27 protein-coding genes and 1 pseudogene are annotated in these 18,524 nt (G+C 66.5%); 21 read left to right on the forward strand and 7 right to left on the reverse strand.

Translation table 11 applies throughout. The annotated features are described in order from the left end of the window. Positions 1 to 165: 165 nt before the first annotated feature. From ABLE71_RS20505 to ABLE71_RS20535, 7 genes are all read right to left on the reverse strand, one after another. A complete protein-coding gene (locus ABLE71_RS20505) occupies positions 166 to 1,311 on the reverse strand; it encodes a phage Gp37/Gp68 family protein (RefSeq protein WP_348785333.1) in 1,146 nt (381 codons plus the stop codon). Further along, positions 1,311 to 1,508 (reverse strand): hypothetical protein, encoded by a 198-nt coding sequence (locus tag ABLE71_RS20510; RefSeq protein WP_348785334.1) that lies wholly within the window; start codon positions 1,506 to 1,508, stop codon positions 1,311 to 1,313. The genes ABLE71_RS20505 and ABLE71_RS20510 overlap by 1 nt, the downstream gene beginning before the upstream one ends. After that, positions 1,505 to 1,816: a hypothetical protein gene (locus tag ABLE71_RS20515; protein ID WP_348785335.1), complete on the reverse strand. Its 312-nt coding sequence runs from the start codon at positions 1,814 to 1,816 to the stop codon at positions 1,505 to 1,507. The genes ABLE71_RS20510 and ABLE71_RS20515 overlap by 4 nt, the downstream gene beginning before the upstream one ends. After that, positions 1,813 to 1,953, reverse strand: a complete 141-nt coding sequence (locus ABLE71_RS20520) for a hypothetical protein (protein WP_348785336.1) — start codon at positions 1,951 to 1,953, stop codon at positions 1,813 to 1,815. The genes ABLE71_RS20515 and ABLE71_RS20520 overlap by 4 nt, the downstream gene beginning before the upstream one ends. 1 nt (position 1,954) lies before the next feature. Then, on the reverse strand, positions 1,955 to 2,176 hold the full coding sequence (locus ABLE71_RS20525) for a hypothetical protein (RefSeq protein WP_348785337.1): 222 nt from the start codon (positions 2,174 to 2,176) through the stop codon (positions 1,955 to 1,957). Positions 2,177 to 2,264: 88 nt separating this feature from the next. Continuing rightward, entirely contained in the window at positions 2,265 to 2,528 is a 264-nt protein-coding gene (locus ABLE71_RS20530; protein WP_348785338.1) for a hypothetical protein, read from the reverse strand. A gap of 21 nt (positions 2,529 to 2,549) precedes the next feature. Beyond that, on the reverse strand, positions 2,550 to 3,233 hold the full coding sequence (locus ABLE71_RS20535; RefSeq protein ID WP_348785339.1) for a S24 family peptidase: 684 nt from the start codon (positions 3,231 to 3,233) through the stop codon (positions 2,550 to 2,552). Between the two features lie 88 nt (positions 3,234 to 3,321). Between ABLE71_RS20535 and ABLE71_RS20540 the strand changes: the two genes are divergently transcribed. The 21 genes and pseudogenes from ABLE71_RS20540 to ABLE71_RS20640 all read left to right on the forward strand — a co-directional run bounded on the left by ABLE71_RS20540 (position 3,322) and on the right by ABLE71_RS20640 (position 18,523). Continuing rightward, positions 3,322 to 3,573, forward strand: a complete 252-nt coding sequence (locus ABLE71_RS20540) for a hypothetical protein (RefSeq protein ID WP_348785340.1) — start codon at positions 3,322 to 3,324, stop codon at positions 3,571 to 3,573. After that, the gene (locus ABLE71_RS20545; RefSeq protein ID WP_348785341.1) at positions 3,570 to 3,923 is read left to right on the forward strand and encodes a hypothetical protein; all 354 of its coding nucleotides are present in this window, start codon (positions 3,570 to 3,572) and stop codon (positions 3,921 to 3,923) included. The genes ABLE71_RS20540 and ABLE71_RS20545 overlap by 4 nt, the downstream gene beginning before the upstream one ends. 127 nt (positions 3,924 to 4,050) lie before the next feature. Further along, entirely contained in the window at positions 4,051 to 4,548 is a 498-nt protein-coding gene (locus ABLE71_RS20550) for a phage regulatory CII family protein (RefSeq protein ID WP_348785342.1), read from the forward strand. Beyond that, entirely contained in the window at positions 4,545 to 5,090 is a 546-nt protein-coding gene (locus tag ABLE71_RS20555) for a GcrA family cell cycle regulator (protein WP_348785343.1), read from the forward strand. Before ABLE71_RS20550 ends, ABLE71_RS20555 begins: the two co-directional genes overlap by 4 nt. Then, positions 5,090 to 5,404 (forward strand): hypothetical protein, encoded by a 315-nt coding sequence (locus ABLE71_RS20560; RefSeq protein WP_348785344.1) that lies wholly within the window; start codon positions 5,090 to 5,092, stop codon positions 5,402 to 5,404. The genes ABLE71_RS20555 and ABLE71_RS20560 overlap by 1 nt, the downstream gene beginning before the upstream one ends. Beyond that, positions 5,404 to 5,754: a hypothetical protein gene (locus ABLE71_RS20565; RefSeq protein ID WP_348785345.1), complete on the forward strand. Its 351-nt coding sequence runs from the start codon at positions 5,404 to 5,406 to the stop codon at positions 5,752 to 5,754. Before ABLE71_RS20560 ends, ABLE71_RS20565 begins: the two co-directional genes overlap by 1 nt. Further along, a complete protein-coding gene (locus tag ABLE71_RS20570) occupies positions 5,754 to 6,287 on the forward strand; it encodes a hypothetical protein (protein WP_348785346.1) in 534 nt (177 codons plus the stop codon). The genes ABLE71_RS20565 and ABLE71_RS20570 overlap by 1 nt, the downstream gene beginning before the upstream one ends. After that, the gene (locus ABLE71_RS20575; protein WP_348785347.1) at positions 6,287 to 6,976 is read left to right on the forward strand and encodes an NERD domain-containing protein; all 690 of its coding nucleotides are present in this window, start codon (positions 6,287 to 6,289) and stop codon (positions 6,974 to 6,976) included. The genes ABLE71_RS20570 and ABLE71_RS20575 overlap by 1 nt, the downstream gene beginning before the upstream one ends. Further along, positions 6,952 to 8,151: pseudogene (locus ABLE71_RS20580) on the forward strand (MT-A70 family methyltransferase); the annotation flags it as partial. The gene ABLE71_RS20575 and the pseudogene ABLE71_RS20580, both read left to right, overlap by 25 nt. 626 nt (positions 8,152 to 8,777) lie before the next feature. Beyond that, positions 8,778 to 8,978 carry a hypothetical protein gene (locus ABLE71_RS20585; RefSeq protein WP_348785348.1) on the forward strand — a complete coding sequence of 67 codons (201 nt, stop codon included), beginning with the start codon at positions 8,778 to 8,780 and terminating at the stop codon, positions 8,976 to 8,978. Next, on the forward strand, positions 8,975 to 11,605 hold the full coding sequence (locus ABLE71_RS20590) for a DNA methyltransferase (RefSeq protein ID WP_348785349.1): 2,631 nt from the start codon (positions 8,975 to 8,977) through the stop codon (positions 11,603 to 11,605). The genes ABLE71_RS20585 and ABLE71_RS20590 overlap by 4 nt, the downstream gene beginning before the upstream one ends. Next, positions 11,605 to 11,985: a hypothetical protein gene (locus tag ABLE71_RS20595; RefSeq protein WP_348785350.1), complete on the forward strand. Its 381-nt coding sequence runs from the start codon at positions 11,605 to 11,607 to the stop codon at positions 11,983 to 11,985. Before ABLE71_RS20590 ends, ABLE71_RS20595 begins: the two co-directional genes overlap by 1 nt. Next, positions 11,982 to 12,272 carry a hypothetical protein gene (locus ABLE71_RS20600; protein ID WP_348785351.1) on the forward strand — a complete coding sequence of 97 codons (291 nt, stop codon included), beginning with the start codon at positions 11,982 to 11,984 and terminating at the stop codon, positions 12,270 to 12,272. Before ABLE71_RS20595 ends, ABLE71_RS20600 begins: the two co-directional genes overlap by 4 nt. Further along, entirely contained in the window at positions 12,269 to 12,568 is a 300-nt protein-coding gene (locus tag ABLE71_RS20605; RefSeq protein ID WP_348785352.1) for a hypothetical protein, read from the forward strand. The genes ABLE71_RS20600 and ABLE71_RS20605 overlap by 4 nt, the downstream gene beginning before the upstream one ends. After that, on the forward strand, positions 12,568 to 14,592 hold the full coding sequence (locus ABLE71_RS20610; RefSeq protein ID WP_348785591.1) for a DNA cytosine methyltransferase: 2,025 nt from the start codon (positions 12,568 to 12,570) through the stop codon (positions 14,590 to 14,592). The genes ABLE71_RS20605 and ABLE71_RS20610 overlap by 1 nt, the downstream gene beginning before the upstream one ends. A gap of 2 nt (positions 14,593 to 14,594) precedes the next feature. After that, positions 14,595 to 15,224 (forward strand): hypothetical protein, encoded by a 630-nt coding sequence (locus ABLE71_RS20615; protein ID WP_348785353.1) that lies wholly within the window; start codon positions 14,595 to 14,597, stop codon positions 15,222 to 15,224. Positions 15,225 to 15,301: 77 nt separating this feature from the next. Further along, positions 15,302 to 15,664, forward strand: coding sequence for a hypothetical protein (locus ABLE71_RS20620; RefSeq protein WP_348785354.1), 363 nt, complete (start codon positions 15,302 to 15,304; stop codon positions 15,662 to 15,664). Next, the gene (locus ABLE71_RS20625) at positions 15,661 to 16,884 is read left to right on the forward strand and encodes a helix-turn-helix domain-containing protein (RefSeq protein WP_348785355.1); all 1,224 of its coding nucleotides are present in this window, start codon (positions 15,661 to 15,663) and stop codon (positions 16,882 to 16,884) included. Before ABLE71_RS20620 ends, ABLE71_RS20625 begins: the two co-directional genes overlap by 4 nt. Next, complete coding sequence (locus ABLE71_RS20630) at positions 16,853 to 17,509, forward strand: transcription termination/antitermination NusG family protein (RefSeq protein ID WP_348785356.1); 657 nt, start codon at positions 16,853 to 16,855, stop codon at positions 17,507 to 17,509. The genes ABLE71_RS20625 and ABLE71_RS20630 overlap by 32 nt, the downstream gene beginning before the upstream one ends. A 113-nt stretch (positions 17,510 to 17,622) precedes the next feature. Next, positions 17,623 to 17,970 (forward strand): HNH endonuclease, encoded by a 348-nt coding sequence (locus ABLE71_RS20635; RefSeq protein ID WP_348785357.1) that lies wholly within the window; start codon positions 17,623 to 17,625, stop codon positions 17,968 to 17,970. Between the two features lie 73 nt (positions 17,971 to 18,043). Then, on the forward strand, positions 18,044 to 18,523 hold the full coding sequence (locus ABLE71_RS20640) for a hypothetical protein (RefSeq protein ID WP_348785358.1): 480 nt from the start codon (positions 18,044 to 18,046) through the stop codon (positions 18,521 to 18,523). Position 18,524 lies beyond the last annotated feature (1 nt).

Consider the following 18,524-nt stretch of genomic DNA (forward strand, 5'->3'; position numbering starts at 1 on the left):
GGAACCAAAGCTGATAGCAACCGCGCTGTTCGCCTTTCGGACAGCCTTCCCACCACAACCGGCATGATCCTGGCCCGGCTTCTGGATCTCGGCCGCATTTCTTCCCTCTGCCTTGGGGCGTTGTCCACGCGGGCGGCGGTGGCAGCAAAAGGTCGAGTTGATCGCTCATCGCGACATCACCGGGAAGCTATTGTGCTCGACGCCGTCGAGCAGGCGGCCGGCGCGCTTCTTGCCGGTGCGCAGGTGCATCGGGCCGTCCGGCGCTTCCAGCGGATCGAACCAGTCGAAGCTGTCGGTCGTCCTGAGCCAGCGACCCTCCCGTTCATCGGATGACGGCGTGAACCAGACGCCGTCGCCGTGGTCGTTGCCGTAGCCGCCGAGATGCTCGCCCCACTGCTTGAAGAAAAACGGAACGCCGGCGGCGGCGCACTGGTCGCGGATCGACAGCGCCCAGGCCGGATGCATGGGACGCGCGCCCTGCCCCGACTCGCCGCCGACGATGACCCAGTCGAGAATTGCGGTTCCAGATTCCTGCGCGAGATGGCTGCGCGCTGTCCTGACTAGCGTCTGCAGCTCGGGGCTGTCGACATTGTCTGGATGGTGATGAACTCCGAAGCCGAAGTCGATCGGGCCGAGCAGCGGCTCAGCGCTGACGAAGCGGATCGCGGCGGGCGTGGCGAGCAGGTCGGGAATGCGCTCGTCGGCTCGGCGCTGGTCCTCAGCCGAGACGCCAAGCCAGGCGTTGGAAAGCGGCCACACCTGGAGATGGGCGATATCGCCCTGCAGGACGATCCCCTCACCTACCTTGGAATTCGGATCGCGCGTCATGCTGGCAAGGGTCAGCTCAAGTGCGGCCAATCCGACCGGATGCGCACGCGCCGCGGACAGATACGCCCGCATGCGCGCGCTGCGTTTGGTCAGCACCTGAAAGGTGTGCTGGGGGCAGAGCGCCATGACGGCGAAGACGCGGTCGATCCATTCGTCCGGTACGTCTTCGTGGAACAGGTCGGACATGGAATTGACGAAGACGGTGCGCGGGCTTTTCCAGCGCAGGGGCGCGGTCAGGATATGCTCCGGGGCCAGCGCGACCTTGCCCGTCCAGATCGCCTTACCTTTAACCTTGCGCGTGGTGCCGGCGTAATGCGTCTCTCTGCCTGCAGCGGCGTTGATCGCCTCGATGCGGGCTGCCATCTTCATCGCGTAGCAGTTCGTGCAGCCCGGCGTCAGGATGGTGCAGCCGGCCAGCGGGTTCCACGTCTCGCCTCCGGCGCCGGGCCGATGGGTCCATTCGATCGTGGTGCCGTTGGCCATCAGAGCAGCCCTCCCCGCTTCGGTTCGGCGCAGGCCGGGCAAGTGTGCGTCCATTCGCCCGACACCTTCTGGATTTTCCAGCCGTCGTCCTTGGCGTCGGCGATCATCACGTCGAATTCGTCGCCGGCGTAGGTCCTGCGCTGCGAGAAGCCGCAGTCGCAGACGAGCTGCTGCTGGCCGGCGTGTTTCTCGATCACCAGCCGCCTCCCGCCGTGAGGCCGAAGACGAGCAGCGCGCCGCCGAGCACGCCGATCGATGACAGCAGCACCGTCTCGGCGAGCGTGAACATGGGGCGGGCGGCAAGCGGCAGGCAGCGGCTGACGCGGTCCTGCAGCTCTTCATCGAGCGCTGCCTCGACGACATAGTCGAGCGGGGCTTTCATCGCCTCACACAAATCGTCGGTGAATTGATCGTCCGGCCTGCCTGCGAGAATATCGGCAACCGGATCGCGCCGCCTGCCGGAAAACCGGCTCTGCACCTGCCGCACGGCGTCACGGGCGCTCATGACGCGCCTCCGAACAGGATCCAGACGCCGGCGGCGTAGAGAAAGAGGCCCATGGCCGCGAAGGCGGCGATGTCCTGGGCGCACCAGGCGGTGAGGCGCGCTGCGCCGAACAGGGAAGAAAGAAAGCGGGCGCGCATGTCAGGCGAGCCTGCGGACGGCGCGGGCGCGGGCGAGTGCTGCGGCTTCCTCGCCGTGACGCTCGATGTCGGCGTCGGCATAGTCGCCATAGACGGCGAGCGCGCGGGCGGTGACGGTCATGCCGGCAGCGCGCATGTCGCGCATGGTCTCGGCCATACGCTCGACGATCGATGGGTTTTCGGGGGGAAGGGTTGCCGCCGGGGCGTTTTCGAAGCCGATCATGGTGCTCTCCATCCGCATGAGTGCGAATGGGGGCGCATTATCTACGGAATTTATTCCGCGTCAATTCCTACGTACGGAAATTTTTCCGTTACTGACCGACATTGCCTGCGCGGCGAGCCGCAAGAGCGGCCTGCAACTCCGTGGCGATGGCGGCGGTCCGTTCAGTCGCCGCCGCAATTCGCACCAGCAGATAAATCAACTGAGCGACGCCGAAAAAGAGGATGCCGGTGCCAAAGAACGGCAGGCTGGCGAGGACTTGAACGCCGGTAGGCGGACGTTCCACCGCAAGGACCCCGAGCCCCAGCATCGTTGCTATGGCGCCGGCAACGGCGAAAATCACGACCAGAATCATGCGACCCCTCCCCTTCCTGCGTCACACTCCGAAAAGTTCGTTGAGCGTCATGACCTTGTGGACCGCGACCACCGTGATCAGCTTCAGTTCCACGGTCGCCGCCGGATTCAGTTTGCCGATCACCAGGTGCGTGGGCGTGCGCTTTATGAGCCGCCCGATCGTCGCCTCCTGCCCGTCCGCCGGGTCGGCGAGAATCTGGACAACCACCGAATCGCCGGGGCGCGCCGGCCTGTCAGGATGGATGAAGCGCAGATCGCCGGGATTGTGCTCGGGCACCATCGAGGTGCCTTCCACATAAAGCGCGTAGGCGTTTCTGGCGCTGGACAGGCCCGGCGGCCTGCGCACCCAGTCGACCGGATCGGTGGAGATCTGGAACGCGCCGCGCGCATGCGAGCCGGCGGCGGTTCCGAGAACGGGGACATCGTTTGGCATCGACGCGGCAGACGGCAGCAGGACCGGCGCAAGGCGAACCTCGGTCTTACGCGGTGCCAAAGGAACGTCTTCGCCGCGCAGGAGGAACGCTTCGGTCGTCCCCAGGGCATCGGCTATGGCCGCCAGATTGCCACCTCGCGGCAAGCCGGCGTCGGGCTTGAGCATCTTGCCCACGGTATCGGGGTGCAGCCCGGCGGCTATGGAAAGCTTGCGCCCCGAGGTGCCTCTTTCGGCCATCAGCTTGCGCAGTCGCAATTGAAAATCGGTTGCCATGTGCGGAAATCTAGCCGCGCCGACAGGTTTCGTATCGCGGAAAAAACTCCGTTGACGACAAGGAAAGATTTCCGTATCCATTGCGATCATGTTGAACCTGCGCTCCCAGCTCATATCGGTTTCCAATGCCTATTGCGCCGCGACGCGCCTTTCGCGGTCGCGGGTTTCGACCATCGTGCTCAATCGGGGAGCCACGCTCGACAAAATCGCGGCGGGCGAATCGGACATCAACACCGGCACGTTCGAGAAGGCGCTGCTCTGGTATTCGGCCAATTGGCCCGAGAACGCGGTGTGGCCCGACGACGTCGCCCGGCCCCGGTCTACCGAGGCGGCGGCATGAATTTGCGCTCCGCCTATCTCGCCGATCGCGGCGCGCGTCTCGCGGGACTGACGCCGCATTTTGATCCCTGCCACGTTCCCCGGCAGGAAACTGCTGCCCCGGATGTCATCCCCTCCACATCCGGGGCGGCCTTTCATTTCGAACTGACGCTGTCCGACCGTGTGCAGGCGATCCTGCACCTGGCCGCGAAAGCCGCCGGCGTCGAACCAGGCGAGCTGATCGCGCGGGCAATCGTGTTTTACGCCGGCGAGGCGGTCGGCTTTCCCGCACTCGCGGATGAACTTTACGCGCCGCCGGAAGAGCGCGCGGGCGCATCTCGGTTTCACGAGTTCAGGAGCGGCGGACCATGAGCAAGCAGGCATGCGGGCCTCCATGAGGTGACCGCCACACACTGACGACATCCGAGCTTTCCCGCGATGGGAAACGACGCCGGGAATTCCCGGCGCGGGAAATCTTTTGCGCCTGAGGAGGCCGCCGATGGTACCGAACGCGAACGCCCGACACTTCCTGCTGAAGGCCCGCCAGCGCGACCTGATCGCGGCGGCCGGCGGCATCGAGCGCGCGGCCGAGGTCTGCTCCTACGGCAAGAGCACGGTCGGGCGCTGGGCCAACGCCGACAGCCCCGAACTGATGCCGCTCGACGCGATCTTCGCGCTCGAGGAGGAAGCCGGCCGCTTCGACATGAGCGAGGCGATCTGCCACGCGCGGGGCCGCAAGCTGGCCGACCTCGACGCGGCACAGGCCGCCGCCAACGGCAGCGTGATGGAACGGCACGCCGAGGCGGTGGTGCAGTTCGGCGAGCTGATGACCGCCGGCGCGCTCGCCTTCGCCGACATGAAGCTGACGCCGGCCGAAGCGGCCGGCATCGACCGCGCCGCGGCCAGGGCGATCGACGCCATGGCCGAGCTGCGCAAGGCCGCCGCCCATGTGCGCGGCGAAGGCGGACTGAGCGTCGTGGCGGGAGGGGCGAAGTGAGCGCCTATTCCGACGCCGAGATCGACGCCGTCGCCGAGTGGCTGCGCGAGGGGCTTTCGGCCACGCAGATCGTGGAAAAGTTCGCCGGCAGTTTCCGGCGCTGGGTTTCGCGCAACTCCATCATCGGCATCGTGCACCGCAACAAGCGGCTGAAGGCGATCGGCTTCGGGCGCAATAACGGGCGTGGGGCGAAGGCGGCGCCGGCAAAGCCCGCGATGAAGTCCGCCACAGGGATGCACCTGCATCCTGGCAATATCCGGGCGAAAAAACTTAGCCGCGCCTTCGATCCCGGCCTGCCGACGTTGCCCGCAGCAAGAGGCGGTGAGCGAAGCGAACAGGGAAGCGGAGAAACAACGCCCAAGCTGCTCGCTGATCTCGCCTGGCACGAATGCCGCTGGCCGGTGAACGACGCGGCGCCCGGCGAAATGCATCTATTCTGCGCCCGAGCCAAGGGCGACGGCCCCTATTGCTCCGAACACGCCAGGCGCGCCGGCGCCGGCTATAGCGCGGCCGGCGTGTTCGTGGCGCGGAGGGCGGCGTAATGGCGAAGCCGCGCTGCCAGATCTACATGCAGGTGGACCCGAAGGTGCACGAGAACCTGGCGCGGCGCGCCAAGGCCAAGGGCATGTCGGTCACCGGCTATGCGCAACTGCTGTTCGAGGCGGCCTATGCGGCGCGCATCGAGCGCGAACGGGAAAACCCTGCCAGCGACGCCGAACTCGACAGACAAGTGCGGGCGGTGTTCTGCCTGGCCGGCGAGTTCGACGCCGCCACGATCGCCAAGGCGCTCGGGGTGCCCAAAACCTTCGTCGACAAGGTGCTGGCCGGGTGGACGAAGACCGGGAGGGCGGCGTGATGGCGAAGCCCTCCCGATTCGTCTCCGCCTGGATCGTGGCGCTGGCGATCGGCGCCGTGGCCTGCGGAATCTTCGCGGCGGCGCTGTCGAAGGCGGGGGCTGCAGAGCCGCCGCAGATCATCGTGTTCTGCGGCGAAGCCAAGGCGATGGCGGCGACGCTGGCGAAAAAGTTCGGCGAAGAGCCTGTCGGACGGGGGCAGATTTCGCCCGAGGCGCTGATCGTCGTCTATGCGCGACCCGACGGCCAGAGCTTCACCGTGCTGCGCGTCATGGCGTCGGGCAAGGCCTGCGTGGTGACCTCGGGGCTGGGCTGGGAAGCGCTGGCAGCGAAGCTCGGCGAGGCGCTGTGATGAACGCACGCTTTTCCGAATACGTCACCAGCGGCGCGTTCAACCTGGCGCTGACCCGATCGCAGATCTCGGCGCTCGCGATGCTGAGTGGCGATGGCGAAAGCTATCTGATGAGCGGCTCGGCGCTCGAACGCAAGGGCCTCGTCGAGGCCATCCCGTCCGGCGAGGACCGCTACGAATTCCGCCTGACGCCGGCCGGCGTCCTGACGCTGTCGCTGCTGTTCGAGGCGGGCCTGACGAACAAGGGCAAGGACGCCGTCGCCGCCGAGGTCGCGAGCCTCGGCAAGGCGCTCGGCGACGCCAACATCACGATCGCCGATCTTCGCAAGCGGCTGACATCGACGCATGCGCGGCTGGATGAGGCGGAAGCCGCACACGCAGACCTGTTGCGCTGCCGCGAAACAGCGGAAGCGCTGCGCCGCTGCGAGGAAGCCGGGATCACGTTGAAGACGCGGCCGATGATCCAGCTGCGCGACCCACTGCCTGGCGTGCCTACCGCCGACCTGGTCGCCGGGCTTGGCGAGGCGCCGTGATGCCTGCTTATCGCAGCCAGGCCGAGGCCGACATCAGGGATGCCGTCGTGGCGCGCATTCGAGAGCGCCGGCCGCAGGCGAGGATCATCCATGAGATCAACGTTAGCACCTATGGCCCGAATCGCATCGACCTGATCGCGGTCGATCGCGCCGAGATCATCGCCGTCGAGATCAAGTCCGAGAAGGACAAGCTCGACCGGCTGCCGGCGCAGATGACTGCGATGAAGGCAGTGGCGCATCATGGCGTCGCCGCGCTCCATGAAAAGTTTCTTGTCGAGCAGGTCACCAACCAGTGGTCGGCGCATTGCGAGCGCGACGGCGCGTTCTACATGCGAACCTTGCCCGATGGCCTGAAGTATTCCGACAGTGCCTGGGTTTATCCCGAACGCCGCCGGGCCATGCCTGGCGCAGATCACGACCACCTAGCATCGTGGCGGTTCCCGCCGCAAAACCTCGACACCGCCTTACCTTGGGATGCGCTCGACCTGCTGTGGCGCGCCGAGCTTTACGAGCTGTGCGGGGCTCTGCGCATTTCGGCCAACAGCCGTTCCACGATGACGGATATGAGCCGGCAGCTGCGCTGGCTCTGCACCGGGCGCGAACTGACGCGCGGCATTTGCGCCTTGCTTCGCGCCCGGCGCTGCATCGAGGCCGACCCCGCTATCGAAGGCGAAAGGATCGCGGCATGAACGCGCCCGAACTCCAGCCGCATCCGCTGGCCGAGCTGTTTCCGATGCTGCCGGAGGCGGAGATCGGCTTGCTCTCCGACGACATCTGCACCTTCGGGCAACGCGAGCCGATCGTGCTCTACGACGGGAAAATCCTCGACGGGCGCAACCGTTACGCGGCCTGCCTGTTCGGCCAGCTGGAGCCAGTCTTCGTCGACTATGACGGCGACGATCCGCTGAACTTCGTGCTGTCGAAGAATTTGCGCCGCCGGCACCTCTCGGAAAGCCAGCGCGCCATGGTCGCCGCGCAGATCGTCGACTGGGAACTCGGCCTCAACCAGCACACGGCAGGGTCAGCAAATTTGCCGACCCACATTTCAACCGGATCGGCGGCGAAAAGGCTTTCGATCTCGGAGCGCGCCGTCATCGCCGCCAAGCGCATCCGCGACCATGGCGCCGGCGAGCTGGTGGAGGCGATCCGCGCGGGCCGCGTGTCGGTGCATGCCGGCGAGGCGCTGTCGGTGCTGCAGCACGAGGAGCAGCGCCGCGTGCTCGACCAGGAGGAGCGCGCCATCGTGGCGCGCGCCAAGGAAATCCGCGCCGCCAAGCAGAGACTGCGCCATGCGGTGCGGCTGGCGCATATGGAGATGACGAGCGAACGCGGGCAGGCCACGGCGCCGGGAAAGCTCGGCAAGAAATATGCCGTCGTCTATGCCGACCCGCCGTGGAAATTCGGCGTGCGGTCGGAAGTCACGGGACGCGAGAAGAGCGCCGAAAACCACTATCCGACAATGACGACGGACGAGATCGTGGCGCTGTTTTCCGACCTCGCGCCCTGGTCGGACGATGCGGTGCTCTTCCTGTGGGCGACCAATCCGATGCTGCCCGACGCGCTGGGGCTGATGCAGGCCTCGGGCTTCGCCTATGTGCACCACTGGATCTGGGACAAGGAAGTGGCCGGCACCGGCTATTGGGGCCGCGACCGCCATGAGCTGCTGTTGATCGGCCGGCGCGGCGATGTCGCCGCACCCCTGCCCGGCTCGCAGCCCGAGACGGTTTTCCGCGAGAAGAAGGGGCGACACTCGGCCAAGCCCGACTTTTTCGCCGAGACGATCGAGCGGCTGTTTCCAGGCATGCCCAGGCTGGAGATGTTTTCGCGCCAGGCAAGGCCGGGGTGGGATGCGTGGGGGTATGAAACCGAATCCCGAGCGAAAGCCTCCGAGGACAACGGTCGGACCAGCGCCGCGATAGGCGATCCGATGACGGGAGAGGCGAGTAGGCCGCATGGGGCGGACCATGCAGGGGGGACGCCACCTCCTATCAGGCGTGACAGCCGGAGAGACGGCACCGATTTCAATTCGTCAGGGGCGACCTCCTCCCCGCAACTGGCGGATACGACCGGAGGTGCTGCAGCGCCTCCGGTCACCGATTCAGAAGAGGCTATTGCCGATACACATGCCGCGTTCGCAGATACGGATGCCGCATTTACCGATTCCCGCCCATCGGTCACCCAGGGCGAACTCGACGAGTGGCGTCTGCTCGGCCTGGTCGACGGCGGCATGTCCGTCTCCGGCGAAGCGGTCGACGAGCTGGTCGAGCGCGGGCTGATCTGGCGCGGCGTGCTCTCCGGCGCGGCGAGCGGGCTCAGCCTGACCGCCGGCGGTGCGGAGCGGCTGGCCGAACTGGAGCCGCGCGTGAAGGCCGCCAGCGACGGCGACGCGGTGAAGGTTGCCCCCCCTCCGTCGCCTTCGGCGCCACCTCCCCCCGCTTCGCGGGTGGCGGATAAGCAGCGCGGCCGGCGTAGCCGAAAGGCGGTGCCGGCATGAGTGTGCTTCGCCGCACCGGCGCGCCTGATCTGCCGACCGTCGAGGCGCTGGTCTGCGCCTTCGCCAACGGCTCGTGCCTCTGCGCCGAGACGGGCAAGGAACCGTGCATCACGGTCAAGATCGCGGCGGATCGCATCCGCAACCGCGTCGAGCATGACCTGGCCGTGGCGCGGCGCGGAAAGGCGGTGCCGGCATGAACGCGCCGCTCGCTCACCCGATTGCCGACGATCCTTATCTCGACTTCCTGCGCGGCAAGATGCAGCTGGCCAAGGCCGACGGCTTCGACGTGGCGCTGGAAGACATCAATCCTGAAGGCGCGCCGCACTGCAAGGCGATCGTGCGCTGGGCGCTGAAGGGCGGCAGCCGCGCCATCTTCGCTTCCTTCGGCCTGCACAAGACATTCATGCAGATCGAGCTGATGCGGCTGATCGGCCGGTTCGCGCCGGGGCTGAGGCTGATCGTCATTCCGCTCGGGGTGCGGCATGAATTCTTCGCCGAGGCGCAGGAGCGGTTTTCCGGCGACTGCACGGTGCGGTTGAAGTTCATCCGCAGCGACGCTGAGATCGACGGCGACGATACGATCTACCTGACGAACTACGAGAGCGTGCTGGCCGGCAAGATCGACCTGTCGCGCTTCGTCGCCGCCAGCCTCGACGAGGCGGCCGTGCTGCGCGGCTATGGCACAAAAACCTTCCAGACCTTCCTGCCGCTGTTCAAGGCGGTGCGCTTCAAGTTCGTGGCGACGGCGACGCCATCGCCCAATCGCACCAAGGAGCTGATCCACTATGCCGGCTTCCTCGGCGTCATGGACACCGGCCAGGCGCTGACCCGCTTCTTCCAGCGCAACTCGGAAAAGGCCGGCGACCTGACGCTCTTCCCGCACAAGGAAGACGAGTTCTGGCTGTGGGTGCACAGCTGGGCGGTGTTCCTGCAGACTCCCGGCGACCTCGGCTTCCCCGACGAAGGCTATCGCCTGCCGCCGGTAACCGTGCACTGGCACGAGGTGCCGATCGATCACAGCAAGGCCGGCTTCGACCGCGACGGACAGGGCCTCTTGATCCGCAACACCGCGCTCGGCGTCACCCAGGCGAGCGCGGCCAAGCGCGACAGCCTGGCCGCGCGCATCGGCAGGATGCGCGAGCTGATATCAGAGGATCCGGACGCGCACATGGTGCTGTGGCACGACCTCGAGGATGAGCGCCGCGCCATCGAATCCTCGGTGCCCGGCGTTCGCTCGATCTACGGGCAGCAGGGCCTCGACCTCAACGAGGCGGCGGCGATCGGCTTCAAGGAAGGCAAGTTCCGCCACCTCGCCACCAAGCCGGAGATGTCGGGCGCCGGCAACAATTTCCAGAAACACTGCCACCGGGCGATCTTCGTCGGCGTCGGCTTCAAGTTCCATGACTTCATCCAGGCGGTGCACCGCATCGTGCGCTTCGGCCAGCATGAAGAATGCCGCATCGACATCATCTATTCGGAGGCCGAGCGCGAGGTACGGCGCAACCTCGAAGGCAAGTGGGCCGAGCATGAGCGCCTGATGGCGCGCATGGCCGAGATCATCCGCCGCTACGGGCTGGACGGCCTGCCGCTCGACGACGTTCTGTCGCGCTCGATCGGCGTCGCCAGACGGATCGAGAGCGGTGAATCCTTCCACATCGCGCACAACGACGCCGTGCTTGAAGCCAGGGCGACGGACAGCGCCAGCGTCGGCGAGATCATCACCTCGATCCCCTTCGCCAACCACTACGAATACACGGCGAGCTACAACGACTTCGGCCACACCGACGACAATGGCCACTTCTGGCGGCAGATGGACTTTCTGACGCCGGAGCTGTTGCGCATCCTGATGCCCGGCCGGCTCGCCTGCATCCACGTCAAGGACCGGGTGCTGTTCGGCTCGGTGACGGGACAGGGCGTGCCGACCGTCTCGCCCTTCCACGCCGAGGCGATCTTCCACTACCTGAAACACGGCTTCCAGTTTGTCGGCATGATCACCGTCGTCACCGACGTGGTGAAGGAAAACAACCAGACCTACCGACTGACCTATTCGGAGATGATGAAGGACGCCTCGAAAATGGGCGTCGGCTGTCCCGAATACGTGCTGCTGTTCCGCCGGCCGCAGAGCGACCTGACGCGCGGTTATGCTGATCAGCCCGTGGTGCATGACAAGCCGCTGGTGATATCAGCCGATGGCAGCCACGAGCGCTGGAGCGACGGCGACCGCCGCTCGCAGGTGCCAGGCTCAGGCTACACGCTGGCGCGCTGGCAGCTCGACGCGCATGCCTACTGGCCGTCGTCGGGCGACAGGCTGCTGACCACGGACGAGCTGGTGCGGCTCGGGCCGAAACCGCTGCGCGAGCTGTTCCAGAAGCTCGGCGAAGACGCCATCTACGATTTCGAAAAACATGTGAAGCTCGGCGAGGAGCTGGCGGCGCGCGACGCGCTGTCGAAGACCTACATGACGCTCGACCCGCCCTCGAAACACGAGGCGGTGTGGACCGACGTGGTGCGCATGCTGACGCTGAACGGCGAGCAGGCGCACAAGAACCTCGAAAAGCACGTCTGTCCGCTGCAGTTCGACATCGTCGACCGGCTGATCGAGCGCTACTCGAACAGGGACGACATCATCTACGACCCGTTCGGCGGGCTGATGACGGTGCCCTACCGCGCCATCCTGAAAGGGCGGCGGGGCCGCGCCTCCGAACTCAGCGATACCTATTTCCGCGACGGGCTCGCCTATTGCCGCAAGGCCGAGGCGCAGGTCGCGGTGCCGACGATGTTTGACATGCTGGGCATCGGCATCGAGATGGAGGCGGCGGAGTAATGGAAGCACCCGACAACATCGCCGCCGCCATGGCGGGCTTGCGCAAGACGATCGAGGAGCGGCTGGCCGATGGCAGCGCGCGGGCCGGCGCGCAATCGGCGCTCGCGCAATACGACACCGTCGCGCTCGGGCGGCTGATCAGGCCACTGCTGGAAAAGGACGGTCGCGGCTGGCGGGCGCTGGCGGCCGAGATCGGCGTCACCTCGCCCGATCTTTCCCGCGTGATCTCGGGCCAGACCGTCTCGGCGGCGAAAATCTTCGCGATCTGCGACTGGGCCGGGATCGACCCCAGGCGGTTCTACCGACCAGCGAAGAAGCGGGCCGTGAAACCAAAACGTTTCACGGGAAAAGCACTGAAACAGGATGCCGCCCCGTCATGAACAACGCGCTCGATCCCTTCATCCATCGCATGCGCAATGCCGAAAGCGACAAAGAACGCGCCTCGATCCTTCTCGAAGCTCCTGTCTTCACGCTGGCGCGGCTGCGGGGCGAGTTTTCGGCGCTCTGCCGCCGCGCCGCTTTCGACGAAGGTCCGGCCTATATCGACGCCTTGATCGACGCGCTGTCGAGGCCACGCCACATCGGCGATCTCGGCGGCGATCACGAGGCGCTGCGCGTGCGGCTGCTCTACATCGCGACACCTCGGGAACGGAGGGAAGCACTGTGACCGCGCGGATCGACCCCCGCGTGCTGAGGCTTGCCACGCGCATCGACCATCTGGTGGCCGAGGAGGCGAAGAAGCAGCAGGAGCGCCTGGTACGCAGCCGGGAAGAGCTGCGCGCGCGGGCCGACCGTGCCGACAGCGAGATCATGCTGGCCTGCAAGGCGGTGGGCGAGGCCAGCGACGCGCTGGCCCAGGCGAAGTTCTCGGGCGGACCGGAACTGCCGGCAAGGCGAAAGCTGGAACGCGCCGCGGCGCATCTGGCCAGCGTGATGCGCAAGCACGGAAGGGGGCCGGCGTGATGGAACCGTGCGAGCCGATCATCGTCGACAGCTTCGCCGGCGGCGGCGGCGCCTCGACCGGAATAGAGATGGCGCTGGGGCGTTCGCCCGACATCGCCATCAACCATTCCGCCGACGCGCTGGCGATGCACCAGGTCAACCACCCGGCCACGCTTCATCTCGATTCCAACATCTGGGACGTCTCGCCGACCGAAGTCTGCAAGGGCCGGCCAGTCGGCCTGTTCTGGGCGTCGCCGGACTGCAAGCATTTTTCCAAGGCCAAGGGCGGCAAGCCGCTCGACCGCAACATCCGCGATCTCGCCTGGATCGTCGTGCGCTGGGCCGAGGAAGTGAGGCCCGACGTCATCATCCTCGAAAACGTCGAGGAATTCGTGACGTGGGGGCCGCTCTACGACGACGGCAGGCCGATCGTGGAGCTGCGCGGCCACACATTCGATGACTGGACGGGGCGGCTGAAACGCGCCGGCTACAAGGTGCAGTGGCGCGAGCTGCGCGCGTGCGACTACGGCGCGCCGACCATCCGCAAGCGCTTCTTCATGATCGCGCGGCGCGACGGCCTGCCGATCGTCTGGCCGAAACGCACGCATGGCGACCCCAAAAAGCCGGACGATGCGAAGCTGATCGCCAAGGGCAAACTGAAACCGTGGCGCACGGCGGCCGAGATCATCGACTGGTCGCTGCCCTGCCCCTCGATCTTCGAGACGTCGGCCGAGATCATGCAGAAATTCGGCGTGCGCGCCGTGCGCCCGCTGGCCGAGGCGACCATGCGGCGGATCGCGCGCGGGGTGGTGCGCTACGTGCTGGAGGCGAGGAAGCCGTTCATCGTGCGAACCGACATGGCGAGCGCGGCTGCGCGGAATGGCGTCAACCCCGTCGACGATCCCTTGAATACACTCACCACGGCAGGATCCTTCGCTGTCGTCTCGCCGGTGATGACGGCCGCCCAGCACGGCGGTTCCGTTCGTCCGGCCGATGCGCCGCTGCACACCATCGCTGCCAGCCGGAAAGACCAGAACGCGGTCATCGTGCCAGCCTTCGTCGGCTGCGGCGGCCGTGCCGGCCAGAGCGCGCCCCGCAGCGGCGACGAGCCGCTCGGAACGCAAACCGCCAAGGCGGACGGCTGCGTGGTGGCGGCGCACCTGACGAAGTTCCAGTCGAGTTCGACCGGCTCCGAACTCGACGAGCCGGTTCCGACTATCACCGCCAACAGCTACATCAAGCGCCCAGGCGGCGCGGCCCCGATCGGCGTCGTCGCCGGCTACCTGGTGCCCCGCTATGGCGAGCGCGACGGGCAGGAGCCGCGCACGCGCTCTGTCGAGGAGCCCGCGCCTGTCATCGTGCCTGATGGCAATGGCGGCAGCCTCGCCGCCGTCCATCTCTCCCGCTTCACCCAGAACGGCGTCGGCTCCTCCGCCGACGAGCCGGTCGACACCGTCATGGCCGGCGCGCCGAAGTTCGGCGTCGTCTCCGCCTTCCTCGCCCAGCACAACAGCGGCAATGACGGCCACGATGCCCGCAAACCGCTTTCGACGCTGACGGGCGGCGGACAGGGCGGCGTTTCGCAGCAGGGCGTCGTCGCCGCGCATCTGCTCAACCTTCGCGGCGAGGATCGCCGGGATGCGCAGGCCGACGAGCCGGTACGCACGCTGTCGGCGCAGGGCAACCACGCCGCGCTGATCTCCGGCTTCCTGACCAAGTATTACGGCACCGGCGACGGGGCCACGCTCGACGTGCCGCTGCATACCGACACGGTCAAGGACCGCTTCGGGCTGGTCACCGTCGACATCGACGGGCAGACCTATGCCATCGCCGACATCGGCATGCGCATGCTGACGCCGCGCGAGCGGTTCCGCGCGCAGGGCTTTCCCGAGAGCTACATCATCGACCGCCGGCCGGACGGCAGCCCGATCACCGCGACGGTGCAGGGATCCTGTTGCGGCAACAGCGTCTGTCCGCCGCTCGCCGAGGCGCTGGTCGCGGCCAACTGCCCGCAGCTCGCGCGCTACCGGGAGGCGGCGGAGTGAATATGCCGCTTCGACAGGCTCAGCACGCACTCACCGACGCGCAGCGCCTGGCGGCGATACGCCAAAGCCTTGCCGAGATCGAGACCGTCGGCTGGACGCTGGTCGAGGATGGCGAGGGCGGCTTCCTCGAGGCGATCGAGGAGTTCGGCGTGCATGTCACGCTGCTGCGATTCGATGCCGCCGCCACGCCGGCCGAGAAGATGTTCATCGCCGATGCGGTGGAGACCACGCGCTTCCTGCTGAAACTCGTCGACCGCGCGATCGACAAGCTGCGCACGGACTCTTCTGCCTCACGCGCCGAAGGCACTCCGGCTGGGCGGGACATGGGTCCCGACGCCCGGTCGGGCTTGCGGCCTGCGGCCGGTCGCAACGCGCCGGCCGGGCCTGTGCATGACGACCGCAAGAACTACGCGGCCGAGGCCTCGATCAAATGCGGCGAGATGAAATTCCAGAATTTCCTCGCGCAGCAGCATGGGCTTGAGCCGCCGCTGACCGACGAGCGCACGGCGCAGAAGCTAAGGAGCCTGCTCGGCGTGACCAGCCGCAAGGCGCTGAACGACGACGACCAGGCCGCGGCGCGCTGGAAAAAGCTGCGCGGGGAATTCAACGACTGGCTGAGGGCGCAGAGGTGATGCCGATGACCTTGAGATGCAGTGCCTGTAATTGTGACGGGCCGGCAATGTCGCCGGCGCGAAAGGAGTAATCACCCATGACAATCGGTTCGATTGCAAACATAGCCACCGCCTTTGAGGTCATTCGGAAATCGGTCGGGCCAGGAGCCCTCAGCACGGAAGAGCGTTTGGCGCTTGTCCTTCTCTCCGATTCGTTCGGGATGGGAGCCTGCGAGATCAGCATTGGCAAGCTCCATGGCATGATGGCGACGGAGGATCCGTCGATCACTCGAGAAGCTTTGGAACGGCTGGCCGCGCGCGGTCTGATCCGCCTTTCCGACTGGCAAGACTACGACACGGCCTTTGCGGCATCGTCGATAGCGAGCGACGAAGAGATTGAACACGTGCGCCGCCATTTGGAATGCAACTGGCCGTTCCGGGAATGGAAGGGGGGCAGTTGACCGAAGAAGCGACTATCCGGCGCGGGCCACGAAATGCGCGCTACACGACGGTGCCAAACCACGTCTTCGAGGACACAAAGCTGTCCATGGAGGCGCGGTGGCTGCTCGGCTACTTGCTGTCCAAACCGGATGGCTGGATCGTCCGGCTGAGCGACATCAGGAAGAAGGGCGGCTGCGGGCGCGACAAGGCGCGCGCCATGGTCGCCGAGCTGGTCGACGAGCGCTACGCCGAACGAGAGGAAGCGCGCAAGGACGGGAAGTTCAACGGGCTTTCCCTAGTCATCTACGATGAGCCGCGTGCTCAAGAAGTGAGCGCCGAAGGTGCGGACGTAGAGGGCGAAAACACCACTGTTGCATCTTTGCCGCAGACTGAAAAACCGGCGACGGTTAAACCGGCGACGGTAAATCCGCCCCTAGTAAAGACTGAAGATCTAGCAACTCCTGAATCAAGCATCGAGAGAGATGCGCGCGAGGCAGAAGACCCGAAAAAGATTGAGGCGGAAGGCTGGGCTTTGCTGAAGAACTGGCCGGGCTTCGACGGCATGCCCAAGGAGCCGGCCATGGCGATCTGGCGCACCCAGTCGCCCGAGGACCGCGCGGCGATGCGCCGGCGCTTCCTGCCCTGGTTGGAGCTGCTCAGGCGGCAGAAGAAGAGCCACATCCCGGCACCCTCGACCTTCATGCGCGAAAGGCTGTGGGAGGCCGTTCCCGACCCTGCCGAGGCCCCTGCCCCGCCCGCGGTGGCGCCGCCCTTCGGCAAGCTGTTTGGCGCGCGGCGCATGGCGCTGCTGCTCGCCGGGCCGGGCGCGCTGCCCAGGCCTTCGGCCTTCATCGCCGGACTGATCGCGGCCGGCGGCGAGGCGGGCGAGCGTGAGCGGCTCGCCCACCAGGCCACCCATGGCTGGCCCGAGGTCAACCGCATGCACGACAGCGCCGCCGTCAGGCGCGGCGTGACCATCGCGCCGGTCGATGAGCCGGCCGCGGCGGCGGTCGCGCTGATGGAGGCGGTGTCTGTCGGCTCCGGGCTGTGGGACGCGTGGAAGGTCGAGCACGAACGGCGCGGCTGGCCGTGGCTGCCCGATCCCGGGGCGCTGCAATGGGTGCAGTTCCCCGCCGGCGGGCCGGACGGGCTGGGAGTGTTCGAGATGGCGTTGCGTGGCGAGACAAAAGCAAACGAGGGAAACCACGATGATGCGGGTCGACCGGAAGCAGCTGAGTGAAGCCGAGACCATCGTCGGCGACCGCCAGACGGCGAGGCTTGATGCGGCGCGGGCGGTGTCGCGCAGGCAGCAAGCGCTGCTGGCGGGGGCGAATCAGGTCGCGCCGGATCAGGACTGGTTCGTGCTTCTGGTCGCCGAAGGCCTCGACATTGTTGTGGACAACCTCCTGACCAACGAGCGCATCGAGCACTGGATGCCGGCGCTGAAGCTCGAGCGCAAGCGGCGTTACGGGCGCCGGCGGCCGGGCTTCGAGCCGCTCGTCTCGCCCGCCTTGCCCGGCTACATGTTCGCCAAGGTGGTGCCCTCGGCCGAGACCTGGGCCGGGCTGAAGATGCTCGACGGCGTCGTCGGGCCGCTCGGCGGCGCGGCCTGCCCCTCGCCCGTCAAGGCCAAGGAAATCACCAAGTTGAAGGCCTTCATCGAGGGCGACGCGAAGGCGGTCGAGATCCTGACCAATGCGCTCAGGGCCGGCGACCGCGTCGCCGTCGACAATGGGCCGTTCGGCGGCTTCGAGGGCATCGTGTCGTTGCTCTCGGGCAAGGGCCGCCTCGAAGTGGAGGTCGACATATTCGGGCGCTCGACGCCCGTCGACCTCGAGCTTGCGCAAGTGACGAAACTGGATTAGCGAATCCGACCACAGGACGAGCCGACAGAGTCGCGCGCTCAGCAAGAGCGGACCGCGCCATCGGCCCCAGGCAAGGCAGGCAGCCTTGCCGCAATGGAAAAGATTCCACACACATGGCCGGCAAGTTGCGCATGATGGTGCCCGCCATCCGCACCATGGACACACGCACCGTCAAGGTGGCGCCGAAGCGAGCCGACCCGTTCTACCTGACGCCAGAGTGGCGAGCGTTGATGGACGCCATCATCGTCGAGCGCTTCGGTTCGCGAGCACACGCCAGATGCGAAGATAGGCAGTGTCAGTATCCCCATCGTCGCGGGATCAGAGTGTTCGGCGACCACATCATCGAGATCAAGGACGGCGGTGCCTTGCTCGATAGACGTAACATCAAGTGCGTCTGCGGCTCATGCCACACGCGGAAGACAGCAGCGGCGCGAGCCGCGAGGCTAGCCGCCCGACCATAGGGGGGGGGTGGGTCGATCTCTGGCGGCGATGGGGCCGCTAACCGCATTGGGCTCATTCAGGGATTTTTTTCTGATGGACGTGAATTTCGACCTGCTTGGCGACCCTATCCCGGAAGGGTGGGGAAAGCGCGGCAGGCCACAGCACATAGCGACGACTGAAAACCGCAACAAAGTCATGATGTTGCTGGCGTTCGGTTGGAACAACGAGCGAATTGCCCGCGCGCTCGGGATCACGCCGCCGACTTTGAGGAGGAATTATTTTCGCGAGCTCCGAGTAAAAGACGAGGCCCGTGATCGGGTTGACGCCATCCTGGCGGCGAGCCTCTGGGAACAGGCGAAGTCCGGCAACGTCGGCGCGATCAAGGAATTCCGCAAGGTGCAGGAGCGCAACGACATGATGACCGCGCACCTGACCGCTCACGGCAAGAACCCCGAGAAGCCGATCAAGGAGCCGAAGCTCGGCAAGAAAGAGCGCGCGCTCCTTGAGGCTCGGGCACCTGATACGGGCACCGAGATCGGTGATCTGATGGCGCAGCGGAATCGCCCTAACTGAC

It is taken from the genome of Mesorhizobium sp. KR9-304 (assembly GCF_040049215.1).
In the GTDB taxonomy this organism is placed as follows: domain Bacteria; phylum Pseudomonadota; class Alphaproteobacteria; order Rhizobiales; family Rhizobiaceae; genus Mesorhizobium_K.